Source organism: Sphingobium sp. TB-6 (assembly GCF_012927365.1).
In the GTDB taxonomy this organism is placed as follows: domain Bacteria; phylum Pseudomonadota; class Alphaproteobacteria; order Sphingomonadales; family Sphingomonadaceae; genus Sphingobium.
In genome coordinates this window covers 26,202-48,140 of sequence record NZ_JABBGL010000024.1, presented here as the reverse complement: position 1 = coordinate 48,140, position 21,939 = coordinate 26,202, and the positions used below count along the sequence as shown (strand labels likewise).

26 protein-coding genes are annotated in these 21,939 nt (G+C 62.5%); 22 read left to right on the top strand and 4 right to left on the bottom strand.

The window, feature by feature from the left end; all coding sequences use genetic code 11:
• Nucleotides 1-261: 261 nt before the first annotated feature.
• Both HHL26_RS21435 and HHL26_RS21430 read left to right on the top strand, forming a co-directional pair.
• On the top strand, nucleotides 262-555 hold the full coding sequence (locus HHL26_RS21435; RefSeq protein ID WP_076605794.1) for a type II toxin-antitoxin system ParD family antitoxin: 294 nt from the start codon (nucleotides 262-264) through the stop codon (nucleotides 553-555).
• On the top strand, nucleotides 509-814 hold the full coding sequence (locus HHL26_RS21430; protein ID WP_076605793.1) for a type II toxin-antitoxin system RelE/ParE family toxin: 306 nt from the start codon (nucleotides 509-511) through the stop codon (nucleotides 812-814). The genes HHL26_RS21435 and HHL26_RS21430 overlap by 47 nt, the downstream gene beginning before the upstream one ends.
• A gap of 133 nt (nucleotides 815-947) precedes the next feature.
• On the opposite strand, the gene HHL26_RS21425 is transcribed toward HHL26_RS21430, so the two are convergent.
• Nucleotides 948-1,847, bottom strand: coding sequence for a MucR family transcriptional regulator (locus HHL26_RS21425; RefSeq protein WP_046766253.1), 900 nt, complete (start codon nucleotides 1,845-1,847; stop codon nucleotides 948-950).
• A 165-nt stretch (nucleotides 1,848-2,012) separates the two neighbouring features.
• Nucleotides 2,013-3,308 (bottom strand): hypothetical protein, encoded by a 1,296-nt coding sequence (locus HHL26_RS21420; RefSeq protein WP_061938803.1) that lies wholly within the window; start codon nucleotides 3,306-3,308, stop codon nucleotides 2,013-2,015.
• 40 nt (nucleotides 3,309-3,348) lie between these two features.
• Between HHL26_RS21420 and HHL26_RS21415 the strand changes: the two genes are divergently transcribed.
• A complete protein-coding gene (locus HHL26_RS21415; protein ID WP_052757585.1) occupies nucleotides 3,349-4,365 on the top strand; it encodes a lytic transglycosylase domain-containing protein in 1,017 nt (338 codons plus the stop codon).
• On the opposite strand, the gene HHL26_RS21410 is transcribed toward HHL26_RS21415, so the two are convergent.
• Together HHL26_RS21410 and HHL26_RS21405 are read right to left on the bottom strand one after the other, a co-directional pair.
• Complete coding sequence (locus tag HHL26_RS21410) at nucleotides 4,346-4,876, bottom strand: hypothetical protein (RefSeq protein WP_052757584.1); 531 nt, start codon at nucleotides 4,874-4,876, stop codon at nucleotides 4,346-4,348. The genes HHL26_RS21415 and HHL26_RS21410 overlap by 20 nt on opposite strands.
• Nucleotides 4,877-5,083: 207 nt before the next feature.
• Nucleotides 5,084-5,332, bottom strand: coding sequence for a hypothetical protein (locus tag HHL26_RS21405; RefSeq protein WP_139111428.1), 249 nt, complete (start codon nucleotides 5,330-5,332; stop codon nucleotides 5,084-5,086).
• Between the two features lie 114 nt (nucleotides 5,333-5,446).
• On the opposite strand from HHL26_RS21405, the gene HHL26_RS21400 reads away from it, so the two are divergent.
• The 19 genes from HHL26_RS21400 (at nucleotide 5,447) to HHL26_RS21310 (ending at nucleotide 21,937) form a co-directional block, all read left to right on the top strand.
• Nucleotides 5,447-5,767 (top strand): hypothetical protein, encoded by a 321-nt coding sequence (locus tag HHL26_RS21400; RefSeq protein WP_046766251.1) that lies wholly within the window; start codon nucleotides 5,447-5,449, stop codon nucleotides 5,765-5,767.
• 57 nt (nucleotides 5,768-5,824) lie between these two features.
• Entirely contained in the window at nucleotides 5,825-6,115 is a 291-nt protein-coding gene (gene traL / locus HHL26_RS21395; RefSeq protein WP_046766250.1) for a type IV conjugative transfer system protein TraL, read from the top strand.
• Between the two features lies 1 nt (nucleotide 6,116).
• On the top strand, nucleotides 6,117-6,698 hold the full coding sequence (locus HHL26_RS21390; protein ID WP_046766249.1) for a type IV conjugative transfer system protein TraE: 582 nt from the start codon (nucleotides 6,117-6,119) through the stop codon (nucleotides 6,696-6,698).
• On the top strand, nucleotides 6,695-7,498 hold the full coding sequence (locus tag HHL26_RS21385) for a type-F conjugative transfer system secretin TraK (protein WP_046766248.1): 804 nt from the start codon (nucleotides 6,695-6,697) through the stop codon (nucleotides 7,496-7,498). Before HHL26_RS21390 ends, HHL26_RS21385 begins: the two co-directional genes overlap by 4 nt.
• A complete protein-coding gene (locus HHL26_RS21380; protein ID WP_046766247.1) occupies nucleotides 7,498-8,835 on the top strand; it encodes a TraB/VirB10 family protein in 1,338 nt (445 codons plus the stop codon). The genes HHL26_RS21385 and HHL26_RS21380 overlap by 1 nt, the downstream gene beginning before the upstream one ends.
• Nucleotides 8,822-9,712, top strand: a complete 891-nt coding sequence (locus tag HHL26_RS21375; protein WP_046766246.1) for a DsbC family protein — start codon at nucleotides 8,822-8,824, stop codon at nucleotides 9,710-9,712. Before HHL26_RS21380 ends, HHL26_RS21375 begins: the two co-directional genes overlap by 14 nt.
• On the top strand, nucleotides 9,709-10,533 hold the full coding sequence (locus tag HHL26_RS21370; RefSeq protein ID WP_061938797.1) for a hypothetical protein: 825 nt from the start codon (nucleotides 9,709-9,711) through the stop codon (nucleotides 10,531-10,533). The genes HHL26_RS21375 and HHL26_RS21370 overlap by 4 nt, the downstream gene beginning before the upstream one ends.
• A complete protein-coding gene (traC, locus tag HHL26_RS21365; protein ID WP_046766244.1) occupies nucleotides 10,533-13,118 on the top strand; it encodes a type IV secretion system protein TraC in 2,586 nt (861 codons plus the stop codon). Before HHL26_RS21370 ends, traC begins: the two co-directional genes overlap by 1 nt.
• Nucleotides 13,119-13,125: 7 nt before the next feature.
• Complete coding sequence (locus HHL26_RS21360) at nucleotides 13,126-13,491, top strand: hypothetical protein (RefSeq protein WP_046766243.1); 366 nt, start codon at nucleotides 13,126-13,128, stop codon at nucleotides 13,489-13,491.
• Nucleotides 13,484-14,140: a type-F conjugative transfer system protein TrbI gene (locus HHL26_RS21355; RefSeq protein ID WP_046766242.1), complete on the top strand. Its 657-nt coding sequence runs from the start codon at nucleotides 13,484-13,486 to the stop codon at nucleotides 14,138-14,140. The genes HHL26_RS21360 and HHL26_RS21355 overlap by 8 nt, the downstream gene beginning before the upstream one ends.
• Entirely contained in the window at nucleotides 14,121-14,660 is a 540-nt protein-coding gene (locus tag HHL26_RS21350; RefSeq protein ID WP_046766241.1) for a S26 family signal peptidase, read from the top strand. Before HHL26_RS21355 ends, HHL26_RS21350 begins: the two co-directional genes overlap by 20 nt.
• A complete protein-coding gene (traW, locus tag HHL26_RS21345) occupies nucleotides 14,657-15,313 on the top strand; it encodes a type-F conjugative transfer system protein TraW (protein WP_046766240.1) in 657 nt (218 codons plus the stop codon). The genes HHL26_RS21350 and traW overlap by 4 nt, the downstream gene beginning before the upstream one ends.
• The gene (locus HHL26_RS21340) at nucleotides 15,310-15,582 is read left to right on the top strand and encodes a hypothetical protein (protein WP_319024297.1); all 273 of its coding nucleotides are present in this window, start codon (nucleotides 15,310-15,312) and stop codon (nucleotides 15,580-15,582) included. The genes traW and HHL26_RS21340 overlap by 4 nt, the downstream gene beginning before the upstream one ends.
• Nucleotides 15,579-16,601 carry a conjugal transfer pilus assembly protein TraU gene (traU, locus tag HHL26_RS21335; RefSeq protein ID WP_046766239.1) on the top strand — a complete coding sequence of 341 codons (1,023 nt, stop codon included), beginning with the start codon at nucleotides 15,579-15,581 and terminating at the stop codon, nucleotides 16,599-16,601. Before HHL26_RS21340 ends, traU begins: the two co-directional genes overlap by 4 nt.
• Before the next feature lie 12 nt (nucleotides 16,602-16,613).
• Nucleotides 16,614-17,357 carry a type-F conjugative transfer system pilin assembly protein TrbC gene (gene trbC / locus HHL26_RS21330; protein WP_046766238.1) on the top strand — a complete coding sequence of 248 codons (744 nt, stop codon included), beginning with the start codon at nucleotides 16,614-16,616 and terminating at the stop codon, nucleotides 17,355-17,357.
• A complete protein-coding gene (locus tag HHL26_RS21325; RefSeq protein ID WP_046766237.1) occupies nucleotides 17,354-19,246 on the top strand; it encodes a conjugal transfer protein TraN in 1,893 nt (630 codons plus the stop codon). The genes trbC and HHL26_RS21325 overlap by 4 nt, the downstream gene beginning before the upstream one ends.
• Nucleotides 19,236-19,619 (top strand): hypothetical protein, encoded by a 384-nt coding sequence (locus HHL26_RS21320; RefSeq protein ID WP_226869716.1) that lies wholly within the window; start codon nucleotides 19,236-19,238, stop codon nucleotides 19,617-19,619. Before HHL26_RS21325 ends, HHL26_RS21320 begins: the two co-directional genes overlap by 11 nt.
• A 33-nt stretch (nucleotides 19,620-19,652) precedes the next feature.
• Nucleotides 19,653-20,471 (top strand): conjugal transfer protein TraF, encoded by an 819-nt coding sequence (locus tag HHL26_RS21315; protein ID WP_046766236.1) that lies wholly within the window; start codon nucleotides 19,653-19,655, stop codon nucleotides 20,469-20,471.
• A 65-nt stretch (nucleotides 20,472-20,536) separates the two neighbouring features.
• Complete coding sequence (locus tag HHL26_RS21310) at nucleotides 20,537-21,937, top strand: conjugal transfer protein TraH (RefSeq protein ID WP_046766270.1); 1,401 nt, start codon at nucleotides 20,537-20,539, stop codon at nucleotides 21,935-21,937.
• The last annotated feature ends 2 nt before the right edge of the window (nucleotides 21,938-21,939 follow it).

The window sequence follows — 21,939 nt, the reverse complement described above, 5'->3', positions numbered from 1 at the left end:
CGCATTGGGCTAACAGCGATAGCTGCCTGCACTTTGGCGCAGTGGATCGCGACGGTTCGGGATCCGCATAGATAGAGCCAACGTGATCCCGACCACCGTCCTCAGAGTCGACGGCCGTCGACCCGAATGCCAGTTCGAACCGCGCCTTTCGAATCTGTCTGCCCTCCAATCACTTGTAGTGGTGCGGCAGGCCGCTATGTCAAAAATTGCGCATCTTATGTTATCATGCTATGCCGCTGAGGGACATGAATGGAGGGTCGGGTGAACGTTTCTGTTGGCGAACGCTGGGAAGGCTTTGTGGAAACCGTGGTTAAATCCGGCCGTTACGGTTCGGCAAGTGAGGTTGTGCGCGAAGGCCTTCGCCTGGTCGAGGAACGGGAGGTCAAGCTAATATCGCTGCGAGACACGCTGAACGCTTCGATCGCCGCGCGTGGCGAACATGACGCTGACGATGTGCGGAGTCATCTGACGCGTGTGTCGGAAGAATTGAACCGCAGCAAAAAACTGAGTGCGTCGCCTCGTCTATCTGACGTCAGCCAGAAACGATCTGGCTGACGTCCTGCGTCGTATCGCGGCTGAAAGCGGGGATCTGGCGGTCGCTCAAGCCTTTGTCGAAAAACTCGTGGCCCGATGCGACAATCTTGCCGATCTGCCCGGTACGCTTGGAACCCATCGCCCTGAATTGCGGTCCGACATCCGGTCTCTTCCGCATCAGGGGTATGTCATTTTCTTTCGTTACGGCGAGGAGCGTGTGGAAATCGTGAATGTTCTCAATGGTCGCCTGGACATCGAGCGTTACTTCGAAGGCCACTAAAGATGAGAATTATGCTGGGCGTAAACGCCGGAGATTTTTGCGGCTGTCCGACATCGATTGACTGCTGATGAAAGAACAGCCCCGACAATGCGGGGCTGCCTTCAAAATTGCAGGTCTATTTGGCGTCCGGCGATCAGCCGTTGGCCGGGGGCACCTCCGCCTTGGCCTTCGCATCCCCATTCAACGCCGGGGCGGCTGTCTTGGCGGCCTTTTTCGGGGCATCCGCAGGTTTGGCCGCCTTAGGCGCAGCAGCCGGCTTGGCCTTGGGCGCGGCTTTCGCCTTGGGAGCGGCAACAGTCTTCACTTCCGGCTTGGCGGCAGCTTCAGTCTTTGCAGCGGGCTTTTCATCCTTGGGTGCGGCGATCGACAGGCGCTTGCGCGCATCAGCCTTTGCCGGTGGGGCCTTGGCCTCTGCGGCAGGCGCTGATTTCACCGGGGTGGAACTCTTCGGCGCGGCCGTTGCCGCGGCCGAAAGAGCAGCAGGCTTCGCCTTGGCATCACCATTCACGGCCTTCTTGGCGGGAGCGGGCTTGGGCGCTGCCTTGACCGGGGCTTTCGACTTTGCCGGAGCGGGTGCGCTCGGGGCGGCAGCGGCCGGCTTCACTTCGGCGGCGGGGGCAGCCGGAGTAACGGACTTGCGGCCAAGGCCGATCTTCGAGGCAACGGCGCGGCGCGCGTCCGAGTAGCTGCTGGCGACCAGCGGATAGCTTTTGGCCAGATTATAGCGGGCGCGATATTCCTCCGGGGTGAGGCCATGCGAGGCGAGGTGGCGCTTCAAAGTCTTATACGGCTTGCCGTCAATCAGGCTCAGAATGTGATCGGGCGAAGACAGGCTCTTACGTACCGAGACAGCCGGCGTGTAAGTCGGCGCTTCGGATTCTGCCGGGGCCGGATTGAGTTCATTGACGAGCGCGGCGCGCGTCGACTGGATCAGGCCGGCAAGGTCGGCACTCGGTACCGTATTGTTGGAGACGAATGCGCTCACCAACTGAACAGTGAGGGTAGTGATATCGGAAGAATTGTTGTCGGCCATGCTCGCGGACCCGTCTTCGAGGGATGTTCTGCGCCTCATGCGCGCAATCCAGAAAAATGTAAATCTCCAATTGCATCGATCAAGACGAGATGAGTGAACGACTTGGCGTCTGCCATGGTTCCAGTTGCGTCTGTCCTGTAAAAAATATGGTGAATCAGATTAAAGTCATGACAGGATCATGTCGATCAACATTGGCCCTATTCGTCGGCGCTCCGCGTCCTTCGGTGTGACTGGCAAGACAGGCGCGATCTGTTGCATGCGTGGCAAGGTGACGGCCTTCGCCGCGAGGTAGACATCGTCGTGAAAACCCATCGCCTCGATGATCAATTGCCGTACTTCGCCGGACTCCCGCGAACGAGCCTCGATCATGAAATCGGGCCTGCATGGTCCGAAGTCGGTTAGTCGATCGAAGACCGGCTTTTCGATCGAGAGATCAATATTCATGCGATTGAGATGCTGCTGGGCTTCCAAAAGCTGTCGCAGGACCAGTCGTTCGAACTCGCTATCTACTGGAACAAAGCGGCGTCCTGAGTAGATGGGCTGTGCATAGGCGCGCAGTGGCGCGAAGCCGCGGGACTCTGGATATTGCCCGATAACGACCAGGGCGAGATAGGGGCCTTTGATGACATTGGTCCGCACCGATGGCGACTGCACGCGATTGGCAATCAGCACCGGATCGCAGCCGGGCACATCGATACTGCTGCCTTGGAAGGCAGGGGCGAACAGGGTGAGGAAAGCCTGGGGCGCATGGCCGTGCGGCCATCGCTCGGAGAGCCTGCGCAGCGAGGCATAGACCTGTTTGCTGTGAAGCGGCCCGGCATGGGTCCAGAACGCGCTCGCCAGTTCCATGCCAGGCGCGATCTCGATCTTGGCGGCGGCCTGTCCCAAGGCTTTGAACTCGTCCCCGATCGACATGGGACGGTGTTGGTGACTGATAGGCTGGCAATGGTTGAGGCCCGCAGCGTCGATCAGTCGCCAGAGTAAGCGCGCGAGACGGGGGATCGACGCGTTTCGCGTACGGTCATCGGTCAAATCCTCTTCCGGCTTTTGGGCGAGATTTTGAGGGGCGGGGCGCAAGACCTCGAAAAAGCCTGCGGGCGGATCAGCCGGGTTGAGAGGGCTTCGCACCTCGGTAATGCGGTTCGTCGCCTGGTCGCGGAAGAAGGGGCAGTCGGTCCGATGTTCGGGCCGCTTCGCACTGGTGAGCCGCCGCAGATAATAGGTTTCCGCTTCGCTCAAATAGGCCGGCGTCAGGATGGGCGGCGGCTGACCCTCCTCCAGGCAATCACAGGCAATCCACTTCTCGCCAATGCGCGCCTGCTGGACGAGGAGAATGCCCGCCTCCTCATCATGATGATCACCCACGCCTTCATACCAGCGGACGAGCGCCATGCGGACAGGGGGAGGGAGGGCTATGCGCCGTGTCTGGAGGCCGTCGCTATTGCGATCAATTAACCACATGAGGGCCTCGCCGAGCGGCACCGAGGGGAGGGGTGTCCGGATGCTCCGAATTGACAGCCGCCATGGCGCTGATCTCCACTTGGGCTTCAACAGTCAGGAGGATGGTATGCACAAGGCGTTGCTGTTTGCTGGAATGATGCTCGTGGGGACCGATGCCGCAGATGCTGCGCCTCCCAGGAATGTGCGGATCGTGCAGATGATCACGATGGGCGGAAGTCCATCTGTAGATGGGGAAAACGGACCGAATGCGATGACCGGCGCAGTCGTCGAACGCCTTGGTGAAGGGCACGTCGCGCTTGCAGGTGGCCCTCATCGTCGATCGGTCGAAATCGAGATGGCGAACAGTTTTGCGGAGCGGGGGCCGGTGCCCATTGATAGCTGGAACGACCTTGGTCGCGGCGGCCCGGCGAACACCGAAACGCCCACGGGTGCCCTGACAATCCCGTCGTGGATGACCCGCTCGCCGCTCTATCCTTCGGCGGCGGCGCGCTGGGTACCGGCTTGCCTGCCCATTGCCTACCGCCCGACAGGGTTTCTCAAGGCGGACGCGGAGAACCGGCGGCAGGGCTATTATGGCCTGATGAGCCAGGTTGCCTGCGAATTCGGCATCCCGGTCGGCCTGTTCGACGCGATGATCATCCAGGAGAGTCGTTATCGCCATCATATTTTCTCGTCCAAAAATGCCTATGGATTGACCCAGCTCATGCCCGACACAGCAGCGGAATTGGGGGTCGATCGCTACGCGGCTGACCAGAATTTGCGCGGTGGTGCGCGCTATCTGCGCCGACAGCTCGATCGTTTCGGTCAGGTCCATCTGGCGCTTGCCGCCTATAATGCCGGGCCTGGCCGGGTTCGCAACGCGACGATCCCGCGCATCCGAGAAACCCGGCTCTATGTCGACGCCATATTGCACAATTGGTCGCTGCTGAGCGGTGTCGCGGTACCGAACCGGCGCATGGAAACGCTGCCGATGCCCGGCGATGGGTGGGACCAAGGCCCATACCGCATCGTGCGAGTTTCGACATTTCAGGAACGGATCAGAAGCGCAGATCGGTGAGCGCATTGCGCCGTTCAACGACGCGGGTGATCTCATGCGCCATGCGCTTGGCAACCGCGTTGGAGAAGGGCTCCGACCATCCACGGCGCAGCTCCGTGCCGTCAGCGCCTTCGATCTGCGCCAGAGCGTCGAGCAGCTTGCGGGGGAGATCGAGATAGAATTCCGCGAGCAGGGGCAAGAGCCGGTTCAGCCGGCTATCGCCATATAATCCGATATGGATGAGTGCTTCGCCCCTGAGCCAGGCCTGCAGGATATGGATGTCGAGCGCGTCGAGCAGCATTGCAAGCTCGGGCACGGTGATCGGCGGCCGCTTGGCCACATTGCGGTGCAGAACAGCGCCCAGGCGACTTTTGCCGATGCCTGTCGCGCCGGAAAGATCGCGGACACTCAGGCGCTTGTGCGCCATATCTTCGAGGATAACGGCAAGAAAGCCCGCCTGCACATCCGCGCGCCTGTCATTGGACCTGGAACTGGATTGATTGGGGTCATCACCGTCAGATTGCCATACCATGTCTTTCTCCCTGTTGGTCGCTCGTTACTTTTCCCCCGGATTTGCGCATAGTTGGGCTAAGAAATGGGCTGCCCGACCCATCGTTCTTGGCCCAAACGGAAAGCTGCTGGCCCTTGAATTCAAGGGACCAACTGACTTGCCGCAGTGCAAGATGCGGCCCGGCGAATTCGATATTCAATCAATTTTCATGCGATTGCGGGAACCGAGTCAAAGGAGCGAGCCCGAGCATCCTGTTTTGCCGCCGGAGCAAGTGAAGTTCTGGTCGGTTTCGATATCATGACGCCCTGAGATGGATGATATCTTCAAATCGGCAAATCCGTGAAGACTGTCCGAATCAGCTTCAATGCAATATTCAACTGTCCGCAATCGCGGGCAGAAATCCGCGAGATCGGACAGTTGCCCGCGAGCGCGGACAGTTTCGCGCAATTTTCTGTCGAGGCTCACGGGATTGTCCATTTATTTTCTGATTTGAGGACTTTTTCGCCGCTTCCTTCTTGGTGAAGAGCCGGAACGCACCCAGCCTTTCTCTGGAGCACGGATCAGCCGCGCTCGGAACATAAGGAACATCTCATGCAGTCTGTTCTGAAACAGGCCGGGCGCTTGGAGATGGCGGTGCTCGCGCTCGCTTTTCTCGGCTTTGCCCTGCTGCTGATGGTTGGCCCCGCCTTTGCCGGCGCCGACACGACCTTCGATACGGCGGAAAACACCTTCACCGGGTTTCTCGAAGGCTCGGGCGGTCGGATCATCACCATCCTCTCGCTGGTCGGCGGGGTCGTGGGTCTCGCATCGGGCCGTTTCTCGCTGGGACAGATCGCCATCCCCGTGGGCGTCGGCGTGGGCGCGGGCACCGGCGTTCCCATCGTCACCTCCACCGTCACCGCGACGATCTGAAGCTTCAAGTGGTCCATAGTGGCTTTCAGCCACGCCGGACCGACAAGAGGGTGGTGTATGGCACAGGACAAATATGTGATCCCGGCTCATCTGGATGATCCTGAATTGATAGGGCTCTGGACGCTGGATGAGTTCCTCGCGCTGATCATACCGTTCACGTGGGGTATCCTGACCCAGCATATCTTCATTGGCGTAGCGCTTGCGGGCGCGGGTTGGTGGGGACTTAAAAAGGCAAAGGCTGGCCGGGCGGGATCATGGCTTTTGCACCTGGCCTATTGGCATCTTCCGGCCGGTTTTACGGGCCTGAGAGCCACACCACCTTCCTATCTCCGGCTGATGGCAGGCTGATATGGACCTTAGCTACCAACATTCGCACCACCAGCGAATCCTGCGGCAACGCAATCTGCTGTTCGCGGCCGTCGCGGCGCTCGGGGCATTCAGCCTGCTGCTGCTGACCATGACCCTTTTTCGCGGTCGGGAGATCGTGCTCCAGCCGGTCCTGCGCTCGCCGCTCACCATTTCCAGTTCGGGCGTCAGCCGGGACTATCTGGAGATGATCACGCGTGATGTCGTGGTGCTGACCCTCGATCGCAATCCGCAAAATCTCGAATATTGGATGGAGAGCGTGCTCGCCATCGCTTCGCCGCGGGCACAGGGCAAACTCAAGGCCGATCTTATGCGCATTGTCGAGGAGCAGCGCGGGTCGTCGATATCGCAGTTCTTCACCATCCAGTCGATGACCATCGATACGAAGGCGCTCAGCTCGGAGGTGACCGGCGAACTCCACACCATCGTCGGCAGCAAGGTCGTCTCCAAACAGCTGCGCACCTTCCGCTACCGCTGGGAATATGCGGGCCTCACCCTGAGGCTCATCGGCTTTGGCATGGTGGAGGATGAGAAGGGCCACCGTGAGAAGGGGAGGGCGTCATGATGTCGGCTTATGTCATCGGCAGCGCAGCGGGCGGCCTTGCCTTTCTCTCCCGTCTCCAATGTTTTGCAAGCCGGATGATCGGCCTGCTCCTGCTCGGGCTGGCGATGCTCCTCATCAGCGCACCGGCCTTTGCCGACCAGAATATCGTGGCGGCCGACAGTGCGCAGGTCGATTGCCAGGCATCAGCCAAGGACCTGACCCGCATCAGCCTGGTTGAAGATGAGTTTGCCAGCGTGTCGAAAATCTCGACCGGCAACCCGACCGAGGATTTCTCGGTGGTGAACGAGCCTGTTCGCGGCGACATCTATCTCTCGGTGCCCGACGGTTTCCAGAAAGGTGCGCTGTCCTTCTTCGGAACGAGCAAGCGCGGCTATGTCTACAAGTTCCTCTGCCGGATCACAGGCGATCAGGCCGCGCAGATCTTCGTCACCAATCCCGCCATCGCTCGTGAGAGAGCGGAGGAGAATAGCCCGCAGGGCAAGATCGGACCGCAGGACGCGGCGGTTGCCTTGATGCAGGCGATGGCCGCCAATGGCTCGGCGCCGGGCTACGAGATGCGGCAGCGTTCGCTCCGCCCTGTCTATGTGGGCACGCTCAAGGTGCAGATGATCGCGGAATATCGCGGCGCGGATTTGACCGGCAAGGTGCTGCGCATCGAGAATAAGGGGGCGGCGGCCATCGAGCTTAATGAAGCGACGGTTGCGCCGTCGGGCACGCTGGCCGTCTCGATCGCCGAGCCGCGCCTCGGCCCCGGCAAGATCACGACCGCCTATCTCGTATCGCAAAATGGGAGGCCCTGATGGCATTGGCTGATCTTTTTTCGCGCAAGCGCCGGACGCTCGATGCCGATCAGGAGGCGGGCGAGGGCGTCTCCCCTGTCAGCGCTGACCTCGCCGGCAACGAGGCCGTCCGCCGCAAGCAGCAACTGCTTCTCGCCGGCGCAGCCGGCATCGGCCTCATCGCCTCCTCCTTCTGGATCTTCAGCGGTGACGAGAAAAAGGAGGATCCCAAAGCCACAAGCGGCGAAGAAATCGATGTCTCGACCAAGGATCTGGTGAACCGCAACCTCTCCCAGCAGGAGTGGATGGCGATGTCGGAAAACCAGTTCCAGGCCCAGGAAAATCAGCTGAAGGCCGTGGGCGGCCAGCAGCGGCGGATGGACCAGCTCGCCTCGCAGGTCGAGGCGCTGAAAGCCCAGAACCAGTCGATGCAGGCCGACGGGCAGCGGGTGCTGACCGCTTATCAGGCAGAAAATGAGCAATTGAAGCGCCAGATTTCCGAGCGGCGCACGGCACAGCCAGCGATGGCAGGCCCTTCCGCGCTCTACGGCCCCAATGGCCCGCAAGTCTATCAGCGGCCCGATGCACCGGGCGACGCAGGTGCGGTGCGCGCCGATGCGCTCCCCCGCGGCAATGAGGTCAAGATGGTGAGTTTCACCAGCAGCGATAGTGGGATCGCGTCCAAGGTCGCCAAGGGCAATACCGTCTATACCGACAGCCCCAATTATCTCCCGCCCAACAGTTTCGCTCGCGCGCGGGTGATTGTCGGGGTCGATGCAAGCGCGGGCGTCAACAGCCAGACCGATCCGTTGCCCGTCGTGCTGCGCATCACCGGTCCCGCTCGCTCGGTCTTCGCCAATGGCAAGCTGCTCACGACCAAAATCGAAGGCTGTCTCATCAATGGTGCCGCGCGCGGCGATCTCTCGAGCGAGAAAGTCTATGTGAAGCTCCAGAAGATGACCTGCCCGCAACCGGGCGGCCGCTATGCGGTGTCCGAGGTCAAGGGGTTCATCGCCTTTGGCGGCAAGACGGGCGTGCGCGGCCGGGTGGTGTCGCGCGAGGGATCGCTGGTCACCCAGGCCTTCATGGCGGGCCTGGTGGGCGGCTTTGGCCGCGGCTTTTCGGCCAATGCGAACAGTGTGTTCCAGGGCACCAACATCTCGACCAATGGCAAGCGTGACAAGCTCTCGACCGGGGACATCCTCGAAGGCGGGCTTGGCGAAGGCGTCGCCCAAACCGGCGACATTGTGTCCAAATATCTGATCGAACGGGCCGAGCAATATCAGCCGGTGATCGAGATGCCGACCGGCATCGATGTCGAGATCGTCTTCCTGGAGGGTGTTTATGTTCGCAACTAGGCTGCGGCGCCTTGGGCGCTTCCTCTCATATCGACCTGCATCGATCGGGTTAGCCTTCGGTTGCGTCGGCCTCGCGAGCCTCAGCCTCGCGGCCGATGTTGGCGGCGCGGAGGGCGGGGTCAGAGAGGCGCTGAAGGCCCGGCTCCCCAAGACCCAGGTTGGCGCAGTCGATTGCCAGAAGGTCAGTGGCTTGTGCGAAATCACCGCCGGCGCCAATCTCTTCTATGTCGATCCCGCCGCACGCTACCTCATCATCGGCCGTGTCTATGACATGCAGACCCGCCAGGACCTGACGGCAGCCAAGCTGCTGGAGATGAACCCCGACATGCTGGTGGGCGCGGCAGCCTCGGCCAATGCGGCGGCGAACCTGACGGGCGAGGATGCGCAAAAGGCCGCCTTCGCCGCTGCCGCCAAGGGTGGCCGGATGGAAAAGCCGACACCGGAACGCCGATCGCCCAAGCTCTCACTCGAAAGCCTCGGCAAGGACGGCGCCATCATCTGGGGCAATCCGCAGGGCCAGAGCCTCACCATCTTCACCGATTTTCGCTGCAGCTATTGCCGCGCGCTGTCCAATGTCCTGCGTTCGATGAACGTCAAGGTGATCGAGCGGCCGATATCGGTCCTGGGCAGCCGCGACATTGCCGACCGCGTCTATTGCGCGAAGGACAAGGAGCGGGCCGTACACGCCGCCTATGCCGGAGAGCCGCTGGCGGGCGGCGCGACCTGCGACACGTCGGGGCTTGATGCCAATGAGGCTTTTGCTCACAAACACGGCCTCAATGGCACGCCGGTCATCGTCCGCAGCGACGGTGCGGTGCTGGAAGGGTATCGCCCGCGCGAATTTCTCGAAGCCTGGCTTAAGGACGCACGGTCGTGAGCGGGGCCGTCACGACAAGGCCGCTGGCCGCGATGATCAGCAGCGTCCTGGCTTGCCTTCTTTCAACCGGCTGCGCGAGCCTTGGCGGTAATGTGAAGGGCAGTTTCGCCTGCGCCGCGCCCGATGGCATTTGTGCGCCGAGCGCGGTCATCGATGATCGAGCGCTCGCCATGATCACCGATGATCCCTCGGCCACGCCGACCCCAGCAGGGCCCTATGAGGAGCAGCGCAAGAGTCCGGCGGCCACCAAGGTCGCGGCGGCTGAGCCGGTGCGCATGGCGGTCAGCGCCGACGCCACGCGCAGCCGCGAGCGGTTGATGCGCATTGTGTTCCCGGCTTTCATCGATGAAGGCGGTCGGCTCCATGAAGCGAGCGCCATCCGCGCCGTGGTCGCCCAGGGAGAATGGCAGAGCGCGCCCGAACCTCAGGAAGCGGTCCTGCCGCGCAACGCGTTTTCGGCCGCGCCGCAGATGCAGAGCCTGGCCGAGGCCGTCACTACCACCGAACCACCGCTCGCCGTTGATCCCGATCTGCCGACGCCGGCAGCCGTCGAAGCGGCGCGGGCGCGGAAGGCGGATCCCGTAGCGGCCATCAAGGCTGATGTGGCGCGTCGGCTTGGGACCGCCGCGCGGGCCGGTTCGCCGTCGGTTCCGACACCTTCCGCGCCGCAAGCGGCCTCATCTACCCCAGCGGCGCTTCCGAGCAAGCTGGTTCCGGCGAAAGGCGCCGCCGCAGTTTCCGTGCCCGCGTCGCCTAAGCCGGTCGTCCAACCCATCGTGCGGGCAACCGCCTTTCCTGCCGCCATCCCGGAGGATGAATGATGGCTGATCCCAATATTTTCGAGCGCCTGATGGCGGGGATGCTGGGCGACACCAAGCGCCCGGACAGCGGCCGCCCGGATCTCGGCGTCCCGATGCTGGCGCATTGGTTGCCCTACCGCAGCTACGACGCGAAGAGCGGCATCTTCTACAACAGCGCCTCGCGCGGCTTCGTGCTGGAGGTGGCGCCGATGGTGGGCGCGGATGAGCGCAGCGGCGAGATCCTTGCGCAATTCCTCTCCGAAGCGATCCCGACGCCCGGCTGCCTGCAATTTCACCAATGGATGAGCCCGCGCGTCGGCGAGCTGCTCTCCAAATGGTATGTGCCGCGTTACCGGGCGCACGGGATTTACGAGCGCATGGCCAAGCACCGGGTCGAGCATATGACCCAGGGCGTCTGGACCTCGCTCTCGGCCGACGCGCCCTTTGGCCTGCGAAACCACCGTGTCGCCATCTCCTATTCGACGCCGGAAAGTTCGCGCGTCTCCAACGAGGAGATTGTCGGCGTCATGGACGGGCTCATTTCCGCGCTGGCCTCGATCAACGTCACCGCCCGCAAAATGGACCCGCCCGCGCTCATCGCGTGGATCGACGACATCACCTCGCCCACCACCGCGCCGGGCGACGACGCGGTGAGCTATAATGCGTTCGATCCCATCGCCGACCAGGCGATCCGGCGCGATGTCGAGATGCGGGTTGAGGCGGATCGCATATTGCTGCGCACCGAGCGCTTCCGTCCCACCGGCCGCGAGATCGACGGTACCCCCGAGATCGGCGAGATTTACCCCGACACCTTCGATGTCCGCTCCTTTTCGGTGCGCAACTTGCCCCAGCGCTGGGCGCCTTGGGATGTCGCGCGGCTGATCGGCGACATGTTCACCGACAAGCTGCGCATGCCCTGTCCGGTCGCCACCAATCTCTGCATCGATTTTCCCGATGTCGAGGCAGCGTCCAGCAAGGCGGGCTTCAAATTCATGCGCACGACCAGCCTGGCCGACAGCAAGTCGGCGCGCTTCCTGCCGCAATTGAAGGAGCAGAGCCAGGAATGGCGCTATGTGAATGACGAGATGAAGCAGGGACGCAAGCTCGTGCGCCTCTTCTATTCGGTTACGGCCTTCTCGCCCAAGGGGAAGGGGGATACCCATGAGCGGGTCCTCAAATCCGTCTATCGCGCGGCGGGCTGGGATCTGCTCGACGATCGCTATCTCCAGGTCATGGGCCTGCTCTGCGCCATGCCCATGACGATGGCGAACGGCCTTTCCAAGGATCTCGAGCGCATGAAGCGGATGCGCACGATGCTGACCACTACGGCCGCCAATCTGGCGCCGATCCAGGGCGAGTATCTGGGCGGCCGGACGCCGCATCTGCTGTTGATCGGCCGGCGGGGCCAGCCCTTCTTTTGGTCACCCTTCGAGAATGCGGCGGGCAATCATAATGTCGCGGTGTTCGGCAAATCGGGGTCGGGCAAATCGGTCGCCCTCCAGGAACTCTGCGCCTCGCTCTGCGGCGCGGGCGCGCGGGTGGTGGTGATCGACGACGGTCGCTCGTTCGAGCACAGCGCCAAGCTCCAGGGTGGCGCCTTTGTCGAGTTCACCATGTCCTCGGGCTTCTGCCTCAATCCCTTCAGCATGATCGACGCCGATCTCGCCGCGCGCGACGAGGATTATCAGCTCGACTGCATGGCGATGCTGAAAGCCATTGTGAACCAGATGGCCCGCCATATCGACCGGCTGAACGATACCGAGCGGGGCCTCATCGACGGGGCGGTGAATGAGGTCTGGGAAGAAAAGGGGCGATCCGGGTGCATCGATGATGTGATCGCGGCGCTCGACCGGACCGGCAACGAACTTGCCAATGCGCTGGGCATCGCCATGCGGCCCTTCTCGTCGCGCGGTACGTTCGGCAAATTTTTCGAAGGCGAGGTGTCGTTCGAACTGTCGGCGGACCTCACCGTCTTCGAGCTTTCCGATCTTTCCGCGCGCGAGGAATTGCGCAGCGTGGTGCTCACCGCGATCATGTTCCTCTCCCAGCAGATGATGCGCAAGATTGACCGATCGATCCCCAAGGCCTTGCTCCTGGACGAGGCCTGGCAGATGCTGCGCGGCGGCGCGATGGCGGACTTCATCGAGACTTATGCGCGCACCTGCCGCAAATATGGCGCGTCGCTGGTAACGGCGACCCAGTCCTTGAACGACTATTATAAGTCGCCAGGATCGATCGCGGCACTCGAAAATAGCGACTGGTTCGTCATTCTCCAGCAGAAGCCGGAAACCATTGCCGACTTCAAGAAGCATGACCGCTTCGAGATGGATGACTATACCGATGCATTGCTGCGGTCGCTGAAACGCAACGGTTTTGAGTATTCCGATATCATGATCAAGGGACCCGAGACATTGGCGGTCGGCCGCCTCGTGCTCGATCCCTATAGCGCGACGCTCTTTTCATCGAGCCCCAGGACCTTCGCTGCGATCGAACACCTGGTGGCGCAGGGTCTCACCATGGAGCAGGCGATCGAGCGCGTCGCATTCCCGGACATGCCGGAAAAATGGTCGGCGGACCCGGGCGATCTTCCCCTGACAGCGGAGTGATGGAGTCATGCGAGAACTGACAATCAGTGCTAGTGAGGAGATCGTGCGGAGAGCGGAGCGGCGGCGGTCGCGCCAGTTTTGGGCGGGCCTGGCAGCGCTGACGCTGAAACTGGCGGGCTTTTTGGCCACGACCCTGCTCCTGAGCTGGGGTCTCCTTGCCCTGTTCTTCTTCGCGATCGGCGGCTTTTCAATCGATGGCATGGTGATCCAGCTCCATAATTTCACCACGCGCTATTTGGCGGCCGATCCTGCGCGGCTTGCCGCTTTCCGGCACTTGGCCGTCGCCATCTATTGCGGCGCGGCCCTTCTCCTCATGATCCTGCGCCGCCATCATATCCTGCCCGCGCCGCAGAGGAGCGCCCGCCATGGCTGAGCAGCAGGAACTCGATCTGCCCGCGCCGGACCCCGTCCTCCGTCCACGCCGTACCAGCCTGTTTGCAGGCTTCACCCGCGGCCAGCTTCTGGGTGGCGCGGCGTTGGCCGCGGCCCTGGTCTGGGGCATGTGGGTCACCAAGACCTTGCTCGCGCCACCGGCCGAGCGGATCGTGTCGGCGCGCCTCTCGACCATTGTCGGCGAATATGTCCAGGCGCAGGCGCATTCGGCATCCTCGCCCGCCCAGGTCGAGGCCGAAATGCGCCGTTTCATGGGCACGCTCGACCAGGAGTTGCAACGACGCTCGCGCCAGGGCGAGATCGTCATGGTGGGCGAGGCGGTCCTGTCCAAAAATGTGCCGGACATCACCGAGAGCATCAAAAAGGCCGTCTATGCCTCGGGCATCGCCATGCCAAAGCAAGCGAGCGCCCAGCAATTGCTGAGCCTTCAGCGCGAGACCGGTGGTCTTGAAGGGCCAATGCCAACTCCACAATCGCAGGCGTCTGCTCCGTCGCCGATGCCCGCCATGCCGTCGCCCGCCGGAGCCTCGTCACCATTCGCGCCCGTGCCTCTGGCAGGTGAGTATCCCGGCGGGATGGGCGCTTCGGTCTCAAGCTTTGGAGGGCACGATGGCGCTGGTGGTCAGTGATAGCCCGCGCGTATCGGGCTGGCGTCCGCGCAAGCGGCTCTGGGCGCTGCTCGGCATCGCCGTCATCGGCTATGGCGCCTGGCAGGCCCTTCACGGTTGGCGCGAGCGCCATGCGGTGCTGATCAACCTCACCGACTCGCTGCCCAACTGGGCGTTCCTGATCCACCGCACCAAGGTTCCGGCGCGCGGTGACTATATCTTCTTCGATCCGCCCGCCAATGCGCTGGTGCGACGGCACTTCGGGAACCCAACGCCGCTATTCGGCAAGATTGTCTACGGCATGCCGGGCGATGTCATCAGCCATGACGGCACCGACGTTCGCATCAACGGTCGGCCGGTCGCGCATAGGAAGGCGCGTACGCGCCTCGGCGAGCGGCTAACGCCGGGACCGACCGGCGTGATCCCGAATAGCTGCTATTATGTCGGCACGCCGCACAAGGACGGGTTCGACAGCCGCTATGGCGAGATTGGTCTTGTCTGCGCGCGGCAAATCTTCGGGGCAGGGGTGCCCGTGCTGTGAGGGTGCTGCTCACCGTCCCCATCGCCGGCGCTGCGCTGGCGGGTGCCCTGCTGATCATCGGCCCAATGCGTTCGGAAGCGCGGGACTATGGCGCGGTCGGCCAAACCTTCCCGGTCATCGAACCCGATCTCCTGGCCACTATCGAAGCGCGGCTGAAACGCGCCGAGGCGAGCGGCGAACTGGCGCGGATGAACGCGGCTTTTGCCAAGAGGGTGGAAGCCAAGGTCCGCCGGCCCGATCCCGTGGCCGGAATCACGCCTGCGCAGGCGGCGCGCAGCTGGCAGTTCGATCCGACGGTCACGCTCGAGCAGGATATCAGGGACCAGAAGGGGACACTTATTGCGGCGGCGGGGCAGAAGATCAATCCGCTCGATTTTGTGCGGCTCACCCAGGCGCTGGTGTTCGTCAATGGCGACGACGCGGCCCAGATGACCTGGGCGACGACCCGGTACAGCGACGCCAAGGCGAAGATCATCCTGGTCAGCGGCTCACCGATCGATGAGATGACCAACCGCAAACGCCGTTTCTATTTCGATCAGGAGGGGCGGCTTACCGCCAGGTTCGGCATCCAGCACACGCCCGCCGTGGTGCGGCCTGCGGGCCGGGTCATGCAGATCGAAGAGCTGCTGCTCGACGCGAAGAGGGCCGGATGATGCCGCTCTGGCTCGATCTCCTGCGCACGCCGATGGCGGCGCCCGAAACCCGGTTCCTGCGGGCGATGCGGCATGTCTGGCAGGGTCTTTACCTCGCCCTCGCCACCACCATCCTGCTGCTCGACCCATTGAAGCAACTCCTCGGCAGCAGGGCCTCGCTCCTCATCGCCGGGCTCATGCTCCTCACCGCCACCCACAGCCTCATCTATCTCCGCGTCAAGAATCGGGCGGACACGGAGTGGCTCACCCAAGCCGGGGAGGGCGAATGATGCGCAGCCTTCGCGCCTTGCTGATGATCCTCGGCCTGCTGGCGGCGTTCGCTCTCACCCCGCAGCGCGCCGAGGCAGCGGGGCCGACCTGTCACGGCAAATTCGCCAATCCCATCACGGATGTCTGCTGGTCCTGCCTGTTTCCTCTTTCGGTCGGCGGCACGAAGATCTGGCCGGGCAACCGGCCCGATACCGGCAATCCCGCCTCGCCCATCTGCGCCTGCGCCGACCCGCTCCCGCGCATCGGCATTTCGGTCGGCTTCTGGGAACCGGCACGCCTCGCCGATGTCACCATGAAGCCCTGGTGCTTCCCCAATCTCGGCGGCATCCGCGTCGCGCCCGGCTTCGATATCGGCCAGGGCTATATGACCGGGCCCTCGATGGTCGGGGGGCGCTCGCAAAGCACCGCCAAATGGCATGTCCACTGGTATGTCTATCCGCTGCTCTATTGGATGGAGGTATTGACCGACTTCGTCTGCTTCGAGCAGGCGAGCTTCGACATCGCCTATATGACTGAGGTCGACCCGCTCTGGCAGGATGATGCGCTCTCGGGCCTCATCAACCCCGAAGCGATCGTCTTTGCCAACCCCGTCGCGCAGGCCGCTTGCGCCGCGGACTGCATCGCGGGCACCGTCGGCGTGCCGCTCGATCCGCTCTTCTGGTGTGCGGGCTGCCAGGGGTCCATGTATCCCATGAACGGAAATATTCCCTCATCGATCGGCCATGTGCAATCCTCCCGGCTCGCCCTGTCGCGCTTCGCCTACAAGATGCACCGCCAGGCGCTGGCCTGGGGGACGATGGGGTCCAAGGGCCTGTGCAAGAAATATCTGATGCCGATCATGCGCAAGCAGCAATATCGCTTCCAGATGGTGAACCCAATCCCGACGGTCTCGGGACGTTTCGCATGTTCGGCGATCGGCGCCTCGACCTTTCCGCCCGACGCGGGCCGGGCCTTCCCCGCCGTCGGCGAGGATATGGGCTATCTGGTCTGGCGCAAGCGCAACTGCTGCGTGTTTTAGGGGAGGGACGCCATGCATCTCGCCAGGATCGGGCTTGCCGCCCTTTTCGCCACCGCCGGCCTCTCGGCACTGCTCGCCCAGACTGTCGAGGGGATCGACGTCCAGGCGGTCAAGAAGCGCGCGGCGGACATGCAGGCGGAAGCGAATGCCTTTGTCGATGAGGTCAAGGATCGGGGCGACGCATTCCGGGAAGAGGCGCTCAGCGTGCATGAGTACGGCACGGAAAATATGAAGCGGGTCGCCGCGAGTGATCTCCCGACCGGACCTGCCGGCCCCATCGACTTTGACGCGATCGTCGAGGGGGCGGCGCAGAATCTCACCGCCAAGCCCGGCGAGGCACCGCAGTTCATCGCCTTTGCCAGCCTCTCCATGCCGCCAGCGTCTTTAAAGCAGATGGTGCGGGATACAGCGGCGGCCGGCGGCATCGTCGTATTTCGCGGTTTTCCCGGCAACAGCATGAAGGTCTTCGCCGGCCAGCTTGGGAAAATCGTGGACGAACAGGATATGGCGAATATCGGCATCGATCCACGTCTCTTCCGCGCCTTCGATGTGGCGGCGGTCCCGACCTATGTCGCGGTCTCCTCCGATTTTGACGTCTGTGCGGGCTTTGATTGCCAGACACGGGTGCCGCCGCATGACCGGATGACGGGCAATGTGACGGTCCGCTATGCGCTCAGCAGCTTTGCGGAAGGCCATGGGCCAGGCGCACAGGTTGCAGGAATCGCGCTCGCTCATATGGACCGGGCAAAGCCGTGAGATACAGGGCCGCGCTGCTGCTGCTGATCAGCGCTGCGGCCGCGGCAGCGCCATTATACGCGCAAATGACGCAGGAACAGGCGCGGGAAGAGGGGAAGGGTCTCGGCAACGCCATGCGGTCGAACGGCGCGCTGGTGCCCAGCGAGCAATCGCAGGCTGAGGCCGTGCCGGGCTATGCTGGGTCGAGCCTGCAGCAGGGGGACTATTTCGATGACCCTGAGAAACTCGAAAATGACAGTGCGGCGCTCAAATCCACGAGCGAGAGCTACCGGATCACCACGGACGCGGATCGAACACGGGCGACCTTCGACAATGACGAGATCAAGTCGACAGCCAGCAGGGCGACCACGATTGAGAATGATCCGGGCAGCTATTTGCAGGGCCAGGAGATCGGCGGCACGAGTGGCAGTTGCACCGCGCTGCCGCCGGGCGACGGGCAGTCCAGCAGCTATGAGGCAACCTGCAATGCCGGCGCCAGCGTTGACCAGAGCCAGCCCAGCTGCACCGTGCCCCAGGTTCCGCAGTTTGAGGAGAAGACGGCATACCGGTACAGCTGCGGCTACTGGTATAATGAGGTGTGGCATAAGCAGATCCGATGGGATCCCAACACGAGCAGCAGCAGTTGCACCGGCTTTGAAACCGCCCCGACGTGTAGCCTCGAAAGCACGAGCTTCACCGTAGAGCGCCGCTATGTGGGCCGCCTCAATAAGGATCGCTCGCTTTATCAATCCAACACCGTGCGCACCTATAGCTGCACGGCGCCCGCAGCGTCGACAAACGGCAAGAAATATTGCGATGCCTTCGGCTGCTTCACCCCGGCGCCGGTGGTGGACTTAGGGAGCGGCACGACCAAGGTGCATGTCGGAACGGCGGATGACCTGGCTTCCTGCGTTGCGCCGGTCCGCAATGGACAATGCACGCTCACATCGTCGGTCTGCACGGACAGCGAACCCAGGACCCGGATGGTCGATGGGGTGAGCGTCACACAGGATTGCTGGGCCAAAGCGAACAGCTACCAATGCACCATTATCGGCGAGGGCAATGACTGCGCTGATCTGGAGGCCAATGCCCAATGCAGCTTCCTGCGCAAGGAATGCATCGATGACGAGGAGGATCCGGCCTACGACCCTGGCGCCTGCAAGGTCTTTGAAAATGTCTATCGCTGCCCGGTGCCGCAGAGCGAACGGGGTGCGGAGAAGCAATATATTTGCGGCGGCGACGTCTACTGCATCAACGGCGACTGTGAACCGATCGTCCGTGAGGCCTCGACCGAGTTCAAGGACGCGCTGGTGGCGCTCCACTCGATCGACCAAGCCGGCAAGGAGTTTGACGAAAATAATTTCACCGTCTTTTCAGGGGAACGGGACAGCTGCCACAAGCCGGTATTTGGGCTCATCAACTGCTGCGCGGGGAAGACCTCCGGGCTGTTGACCATCGGCGCGGGCGCGGCGGCGCTTGCCGGCGGCCCCGCCGCGATCGCGGCGTTGGCGACGCCTTTCTTGACGCTCTTCGCCTGCTCGCAGGGCGAGATGAAGCTCGATATCAAGGACCGGATGGGCTTTTGCCACAAGGTCGGCACCTATTGCTCGTCCAGCATCCTGGGCATCTGCAAGACCAAGCGTACCGCCTATTGCTGTTTTGAGAGCAAGCTCTCGCGCATCCTGCAGGAACAGGGCCGTATCCAGCTGAACAAGCCCTGGGACAAGCCCAAGAAGGAGCAGTGCAAGGGCTTTACCATCGAGGAGTTTGCGAGCCTCGATCTCTCGGTGATGGATTTTACCGAAGTCTATTCCGAGTTCATGGACGCGGCCAAGCTGCCTGATGAAGTCCAGACCATGACGGACATTCAAGCGAAGATACAGGGATATTATGATCTCCATGGCCAATGAGATGATGGCGCCCCGCGCTCCCTTTGGATGGGACATGACCGCCTTCGAGCTTGCCATCTTCATCTGCGTCTATCGCAGCCCTTCGCCGATGCGCGCGCAGGAGATTCACGATGGAGTAGGGCGATGGTTCGACTGCGGGATTCCGGGTGAGTCCCTTGCCGATAGCGTCGGCCACATGACCGGGCGCGGCTGGCTCATCAAGCGCGGCGACCGGTTTCGCGCAACCATCCAGGGCCGCGACATGGCCCGACCGCTCATGAACGGCATCATCCGCATGCTCGACCAGGGCACGCGGCTGCTCGATGTCGCGCTGATGATGTCGGTGCTGCAGCTCACCAAGGGGGAACTGGACAGCGCGCCCGGCGGCCATTGAGGTCGCGTGTTTAAGGCAAGGAGGGTCGATAAAATGGCGATGAAAAGCGTGCTTGTGGCGTGGATGCTGGCATCGGCCATAATTTCCGCTCCCGTCCACGCGGACGAACCCGGTGCGGCGACCGATGGCGTGGAGCAGTCCGATGCGGGAGACGATTTCTATTGCCGGGAACGCCGCCTCGGCCAGTGGTTCTATTGCGTCAGGCCCAAGGCTGAACCGGAAAAGCCAGCGCAAACGCCCCAGCAAAGCGCCGCCGATCGGATGGCGGCGATCACGAAGGAACTGGATGAGCTCAAGGCACGAGCGATCCTCGAACCGACAGAGCAGAATGTCATCGCCTATGTCCGTTTCCAGCGGGAGCAACTCGATCGCGCCTCGACCTTCTCAGACACCTGGCAGCGGGCGCTCTGGCAGAACCCCGATCTCGATTACACGCTTCAGCGGCCGGTCAGTACGGTCGGCAAGCGCGCCTGGCTCGATAATCGCAAGGCCGATCGAGACGCAGTGCTGGAAACATTGGGGCAGCGCTACGGGCTTTTCTATTTCTACGCGCAAAGCTGCGGCGCCTGCGAGATATTCGGGCCGATCCTCAAATCCGTGGCCGACAGCCATGGCATGGCGGTGATGGCGGTGTCGATGGACGGCGGGCCGAACCGCGATTTTCCCGATTATGTGGTGGATGCGGGCCAGCGCGTGCGCATGGGTGTGCCGGGCAACGAGACGCCGGCGCTGGTCCTGTTCGACACCGCGACCAAGCGGACGGTCCCCGTCGGGTTCGGGATGCTGAGCGCCGACGAGATCATGGATCGGATATTCATGCTGACCAACACCAAGGTGGGGAGTGATTATTGATGGCACAGCCAAGCAAAGACAGCAGGCTCCGTTCTCTACTTCAGCGCGGGGCTGCTGCCGTCACCCTGATGACGGCGGTGCATCTGAGCGTCATCGGCGTTGCCGACGCCAATGTGGCGTCCGAGATGAACAGCTTCTTCAATGATGCGGGGGGCGCTGCCAACATCACCGGGCCCACCGCCTTCCAGGGCCAGTCGGCGGGCTATTATTCGCTGGGCAATGTCTGGACGCGCTTTCCGCAGAAAAGCGTCTCGCCCTTCAACCTCCAGCTTCCGAGCGCGCGTGCGGGCTGCGGCGGCATCGATCTTTTCTCAGGTTCCTTCTCCTTCATCAACGCGTCCGAGATCGTGGCGATGCTCAAGGCCACCGCCAACAATGCGCTGGGCTTTGCCTTCAAGCTCGCGATCGATTCCGTCTCGCCTGAAATCGGCAAGGTCATGGACGAGTTCAGCCAAAAGGCGCAACTGTTGAACCAGATGAACATCTCCAGCTGCGAGACCGCGCAGGCGCTGGTCGGCGGCATATGGCCGCAGATGGACACGACCCGCGCCACTATCTGCGAGGCGGTCGGCAACAGCCAGGGTGTCTTTTCCGATTGGGCCGCCTCGCGCCAGGGCTGCAATAATGGCGGGAGCCGCGACAGCACAATCGCGGGTAATTCCGACGCGGCGATGAAGGACCAGCTGGTCGGCGAGAAGCATAATTATACCTGGGAGGCGCTCAGCAAATCCGCCAAATTCGGGGCGTTCGACCAGGAATTTTCCGAATATGTGATGACGTTGGTCGGCACGATCGTCACGACGCCCTCGACCGATGCCAGCGTCGGCGGCAAGGTGGTGATGTTCGGGCCTGCCGAGGATGCGGTGGTGACGGCGCTGCTCGATGGCACCGAAGGCGGCTCGGCGGTCAAGATTCTCAAATGCAATGATGGGGATTGCTATGATGTGGGTGAGCAGACGTTGACCATCCCCCGGGCGAGCGCCCTTCGCCCCCGCATCCAGCAGATGATCGATGACATGTATGGGAAGGTCCGCTCCAACACGGCGCTCACCGCCGCTGAACGCCAGTTGCTCAACCTCGCCACCGTCCCGCTCTACAAGATCCTGACCGTTTACGCCTATGCGCATACGCAGCTCACCTATGGCGAAACCGAGGCGCTGTCGGAGATCGTCGCGGTCGACCTTCTGAACGCCATGCTCGACAATATGATGGACCGGGTCGAGCAGTCGAAGGTCCATTATCAGACGGCCGACCAGGCGACCGCCGATCAGTGGAAGCAGCAGATCACCGCAGCCCGGCAGCGCTTCTCCCAGCGCGAGATGAAGCTCAACACCAAGCTCCAGGTGACCATGCAGGTGATCAACCGGACCATGGCACTGGAATCTACGCTCCAAAACAGCATGTCGCCAGGCATGGCCGCGGCATTGAGCTTCTCACGCGGGCTGTCCGCCCAGGGCCTCAACTAGGC

What these genes read in the sequence shown, in the direction of transcription:
- HHL26_RS21425 (WP_046766253.1), bottom strand. Translation starts at nt 1,847, where the DNA reads ATGGCCGACAACAATTCTTCCGATATCACTACCCTCACTGTTCAGTTG.
- HHL26_RS21420 (WP_061938803.1), bottom strand. Translation starts at nt 3,308, where the DNA reads ATGTGGTTAATTGATCGCAATAGCGACGGCCTCCAGACACGGCGCATA.
- HHL26_RS21415 (WP_052757585.1), top strand. Translation starts at nt 3,349, where the DNA reads ATGCTCCGAATTGACAGCCGCCATGGCGCTGATCTCCACTTGGGCTTC.
- HHL26_RS21410 (WP_052757584.1), bottom strand. Translation starts at nt 4,876, where the DNA reads ATGGTATGGCAATCTGACGGTGATGACCCCAATCAATCCAGTTCCAGG.
- HHL26_RS21405 (WP_139111428.1), bottom strand. Translation starts at nt 5,332, where the DNA reads ATGGACAATCCCGTGAGCCTCGACAGAAAATTGCGCGAAACTGTCCGC.
- HHL26_RS21400 (WP_046766251.1), top strand. Translation starts at nt 5,447, where the DNA reads ATGCAGTCTGTTCTGAAACAGGCCGGGCGCTTGGAGATGGCGGTGCTC.
- traL (WP_046766250.1), top strand. Translation starts at nt 5,825, where the DNA reads ATGGCACAGGACAAATATGTGATCCCGGCTCATCTGGATGATCCTGAA.
- HHL26_RS21390 (WP_046766249.1), top strand. Translation starts at nt 6,117, where the DNA reads ATGGACCTTAGCTACCAACATTCGCACCACCAGCGAATCCTGCGGCAA.
- HHL26_RS21385 (WP_046766248.1), top strand. Translation starts at nt 6,695, where the DNA reads ATGATGTCGGCTTATGTCATCGGCAGCGCAGCGGGCGGCCTTGCCTTT.
- HHL26_RS21380 (WP_046766247.1), top strand. Translation starts at nt 7,498, where the DNA reads ATGGCATTGGCTGATCTTTTTTCGCGCAAGCGCCGGACGCTCGATGCC.
- HHL26_RS21375 (WP_046766246.1), top strand. Translation starts at nt 8,822, where the DNA reads ATGTTCGCAACTAGGCTGCGGCGCCTTGGGCGCTTCCTCTCATATCGA.
- traC (WP_046766244.1), top strand. Translation starts at nt 10,533, where the DNA reads ATGGCTGATCCCAATATTTTCGAGCGCCTGATGGCGGGGATGCTGGGC.
- HHL26_RS21360 (WP_046766243.1), top strand. Translation starts at nt 13,126, where the DNA reads ATGCGAGAACTGACAATCAGTGCTAGTGAGGAGATCGTGCGGAGAGCG.
- HHL26_RS21355 (WP_046766242.1), top strand. Translation starts at nt 13,484, where the DNA reads ATGGCTGAGCAGCAGGAACTCGATCTGCCCGCGCCGGACCCCGTCCTC.
- HHL26_RS21350 (WP_046766241.1), top strand. Translation starts at nt 14,121, where the DNA reads ATGGCGCTGGTGGTCAGTGATAGCCCGCGCGTATCGGGCTGGCGTCCG.
- HHL26_RS21340 (WP_319024297.1), top strand. Translation starts at nt 15,310, where the DNA reads ATGATGCCGCTCTGGCTCGATCTCCTGCGCACGCCGATGGCGGCGCCC.
- traU (WP_046766239.1), top strand. Translation starts at nt 15,579, where the DNA reads ATGATGCGCAGCCTTCGCGCCTTGCTGATGATCCTCGGCCTGCTGGCG.
- trbC (WP_046766238.1), top strand. Translation starts at nt 16,614, where the DNA reads ATGCATCTCGCCAGGATCGGGCTTGCCGCCCTTTTCGCCACCGCCGGC.
- HHL26_RS21320 (WP_226869716.1), top strand. Translation starts at nt 19,236, where the DNA reads ATGGCCAATGAGATGATGGCGCCCCGCGCTCCCTTTGGATGGGACATG.
- HHL26_RS21315 (WP_046766236.1), top strand. Translation starts at nt 19,653, where the DNA reads ATGGCGATGAAAAGCGTGCTTGTGGCGTGGATGCTGGCATCGGCCATA.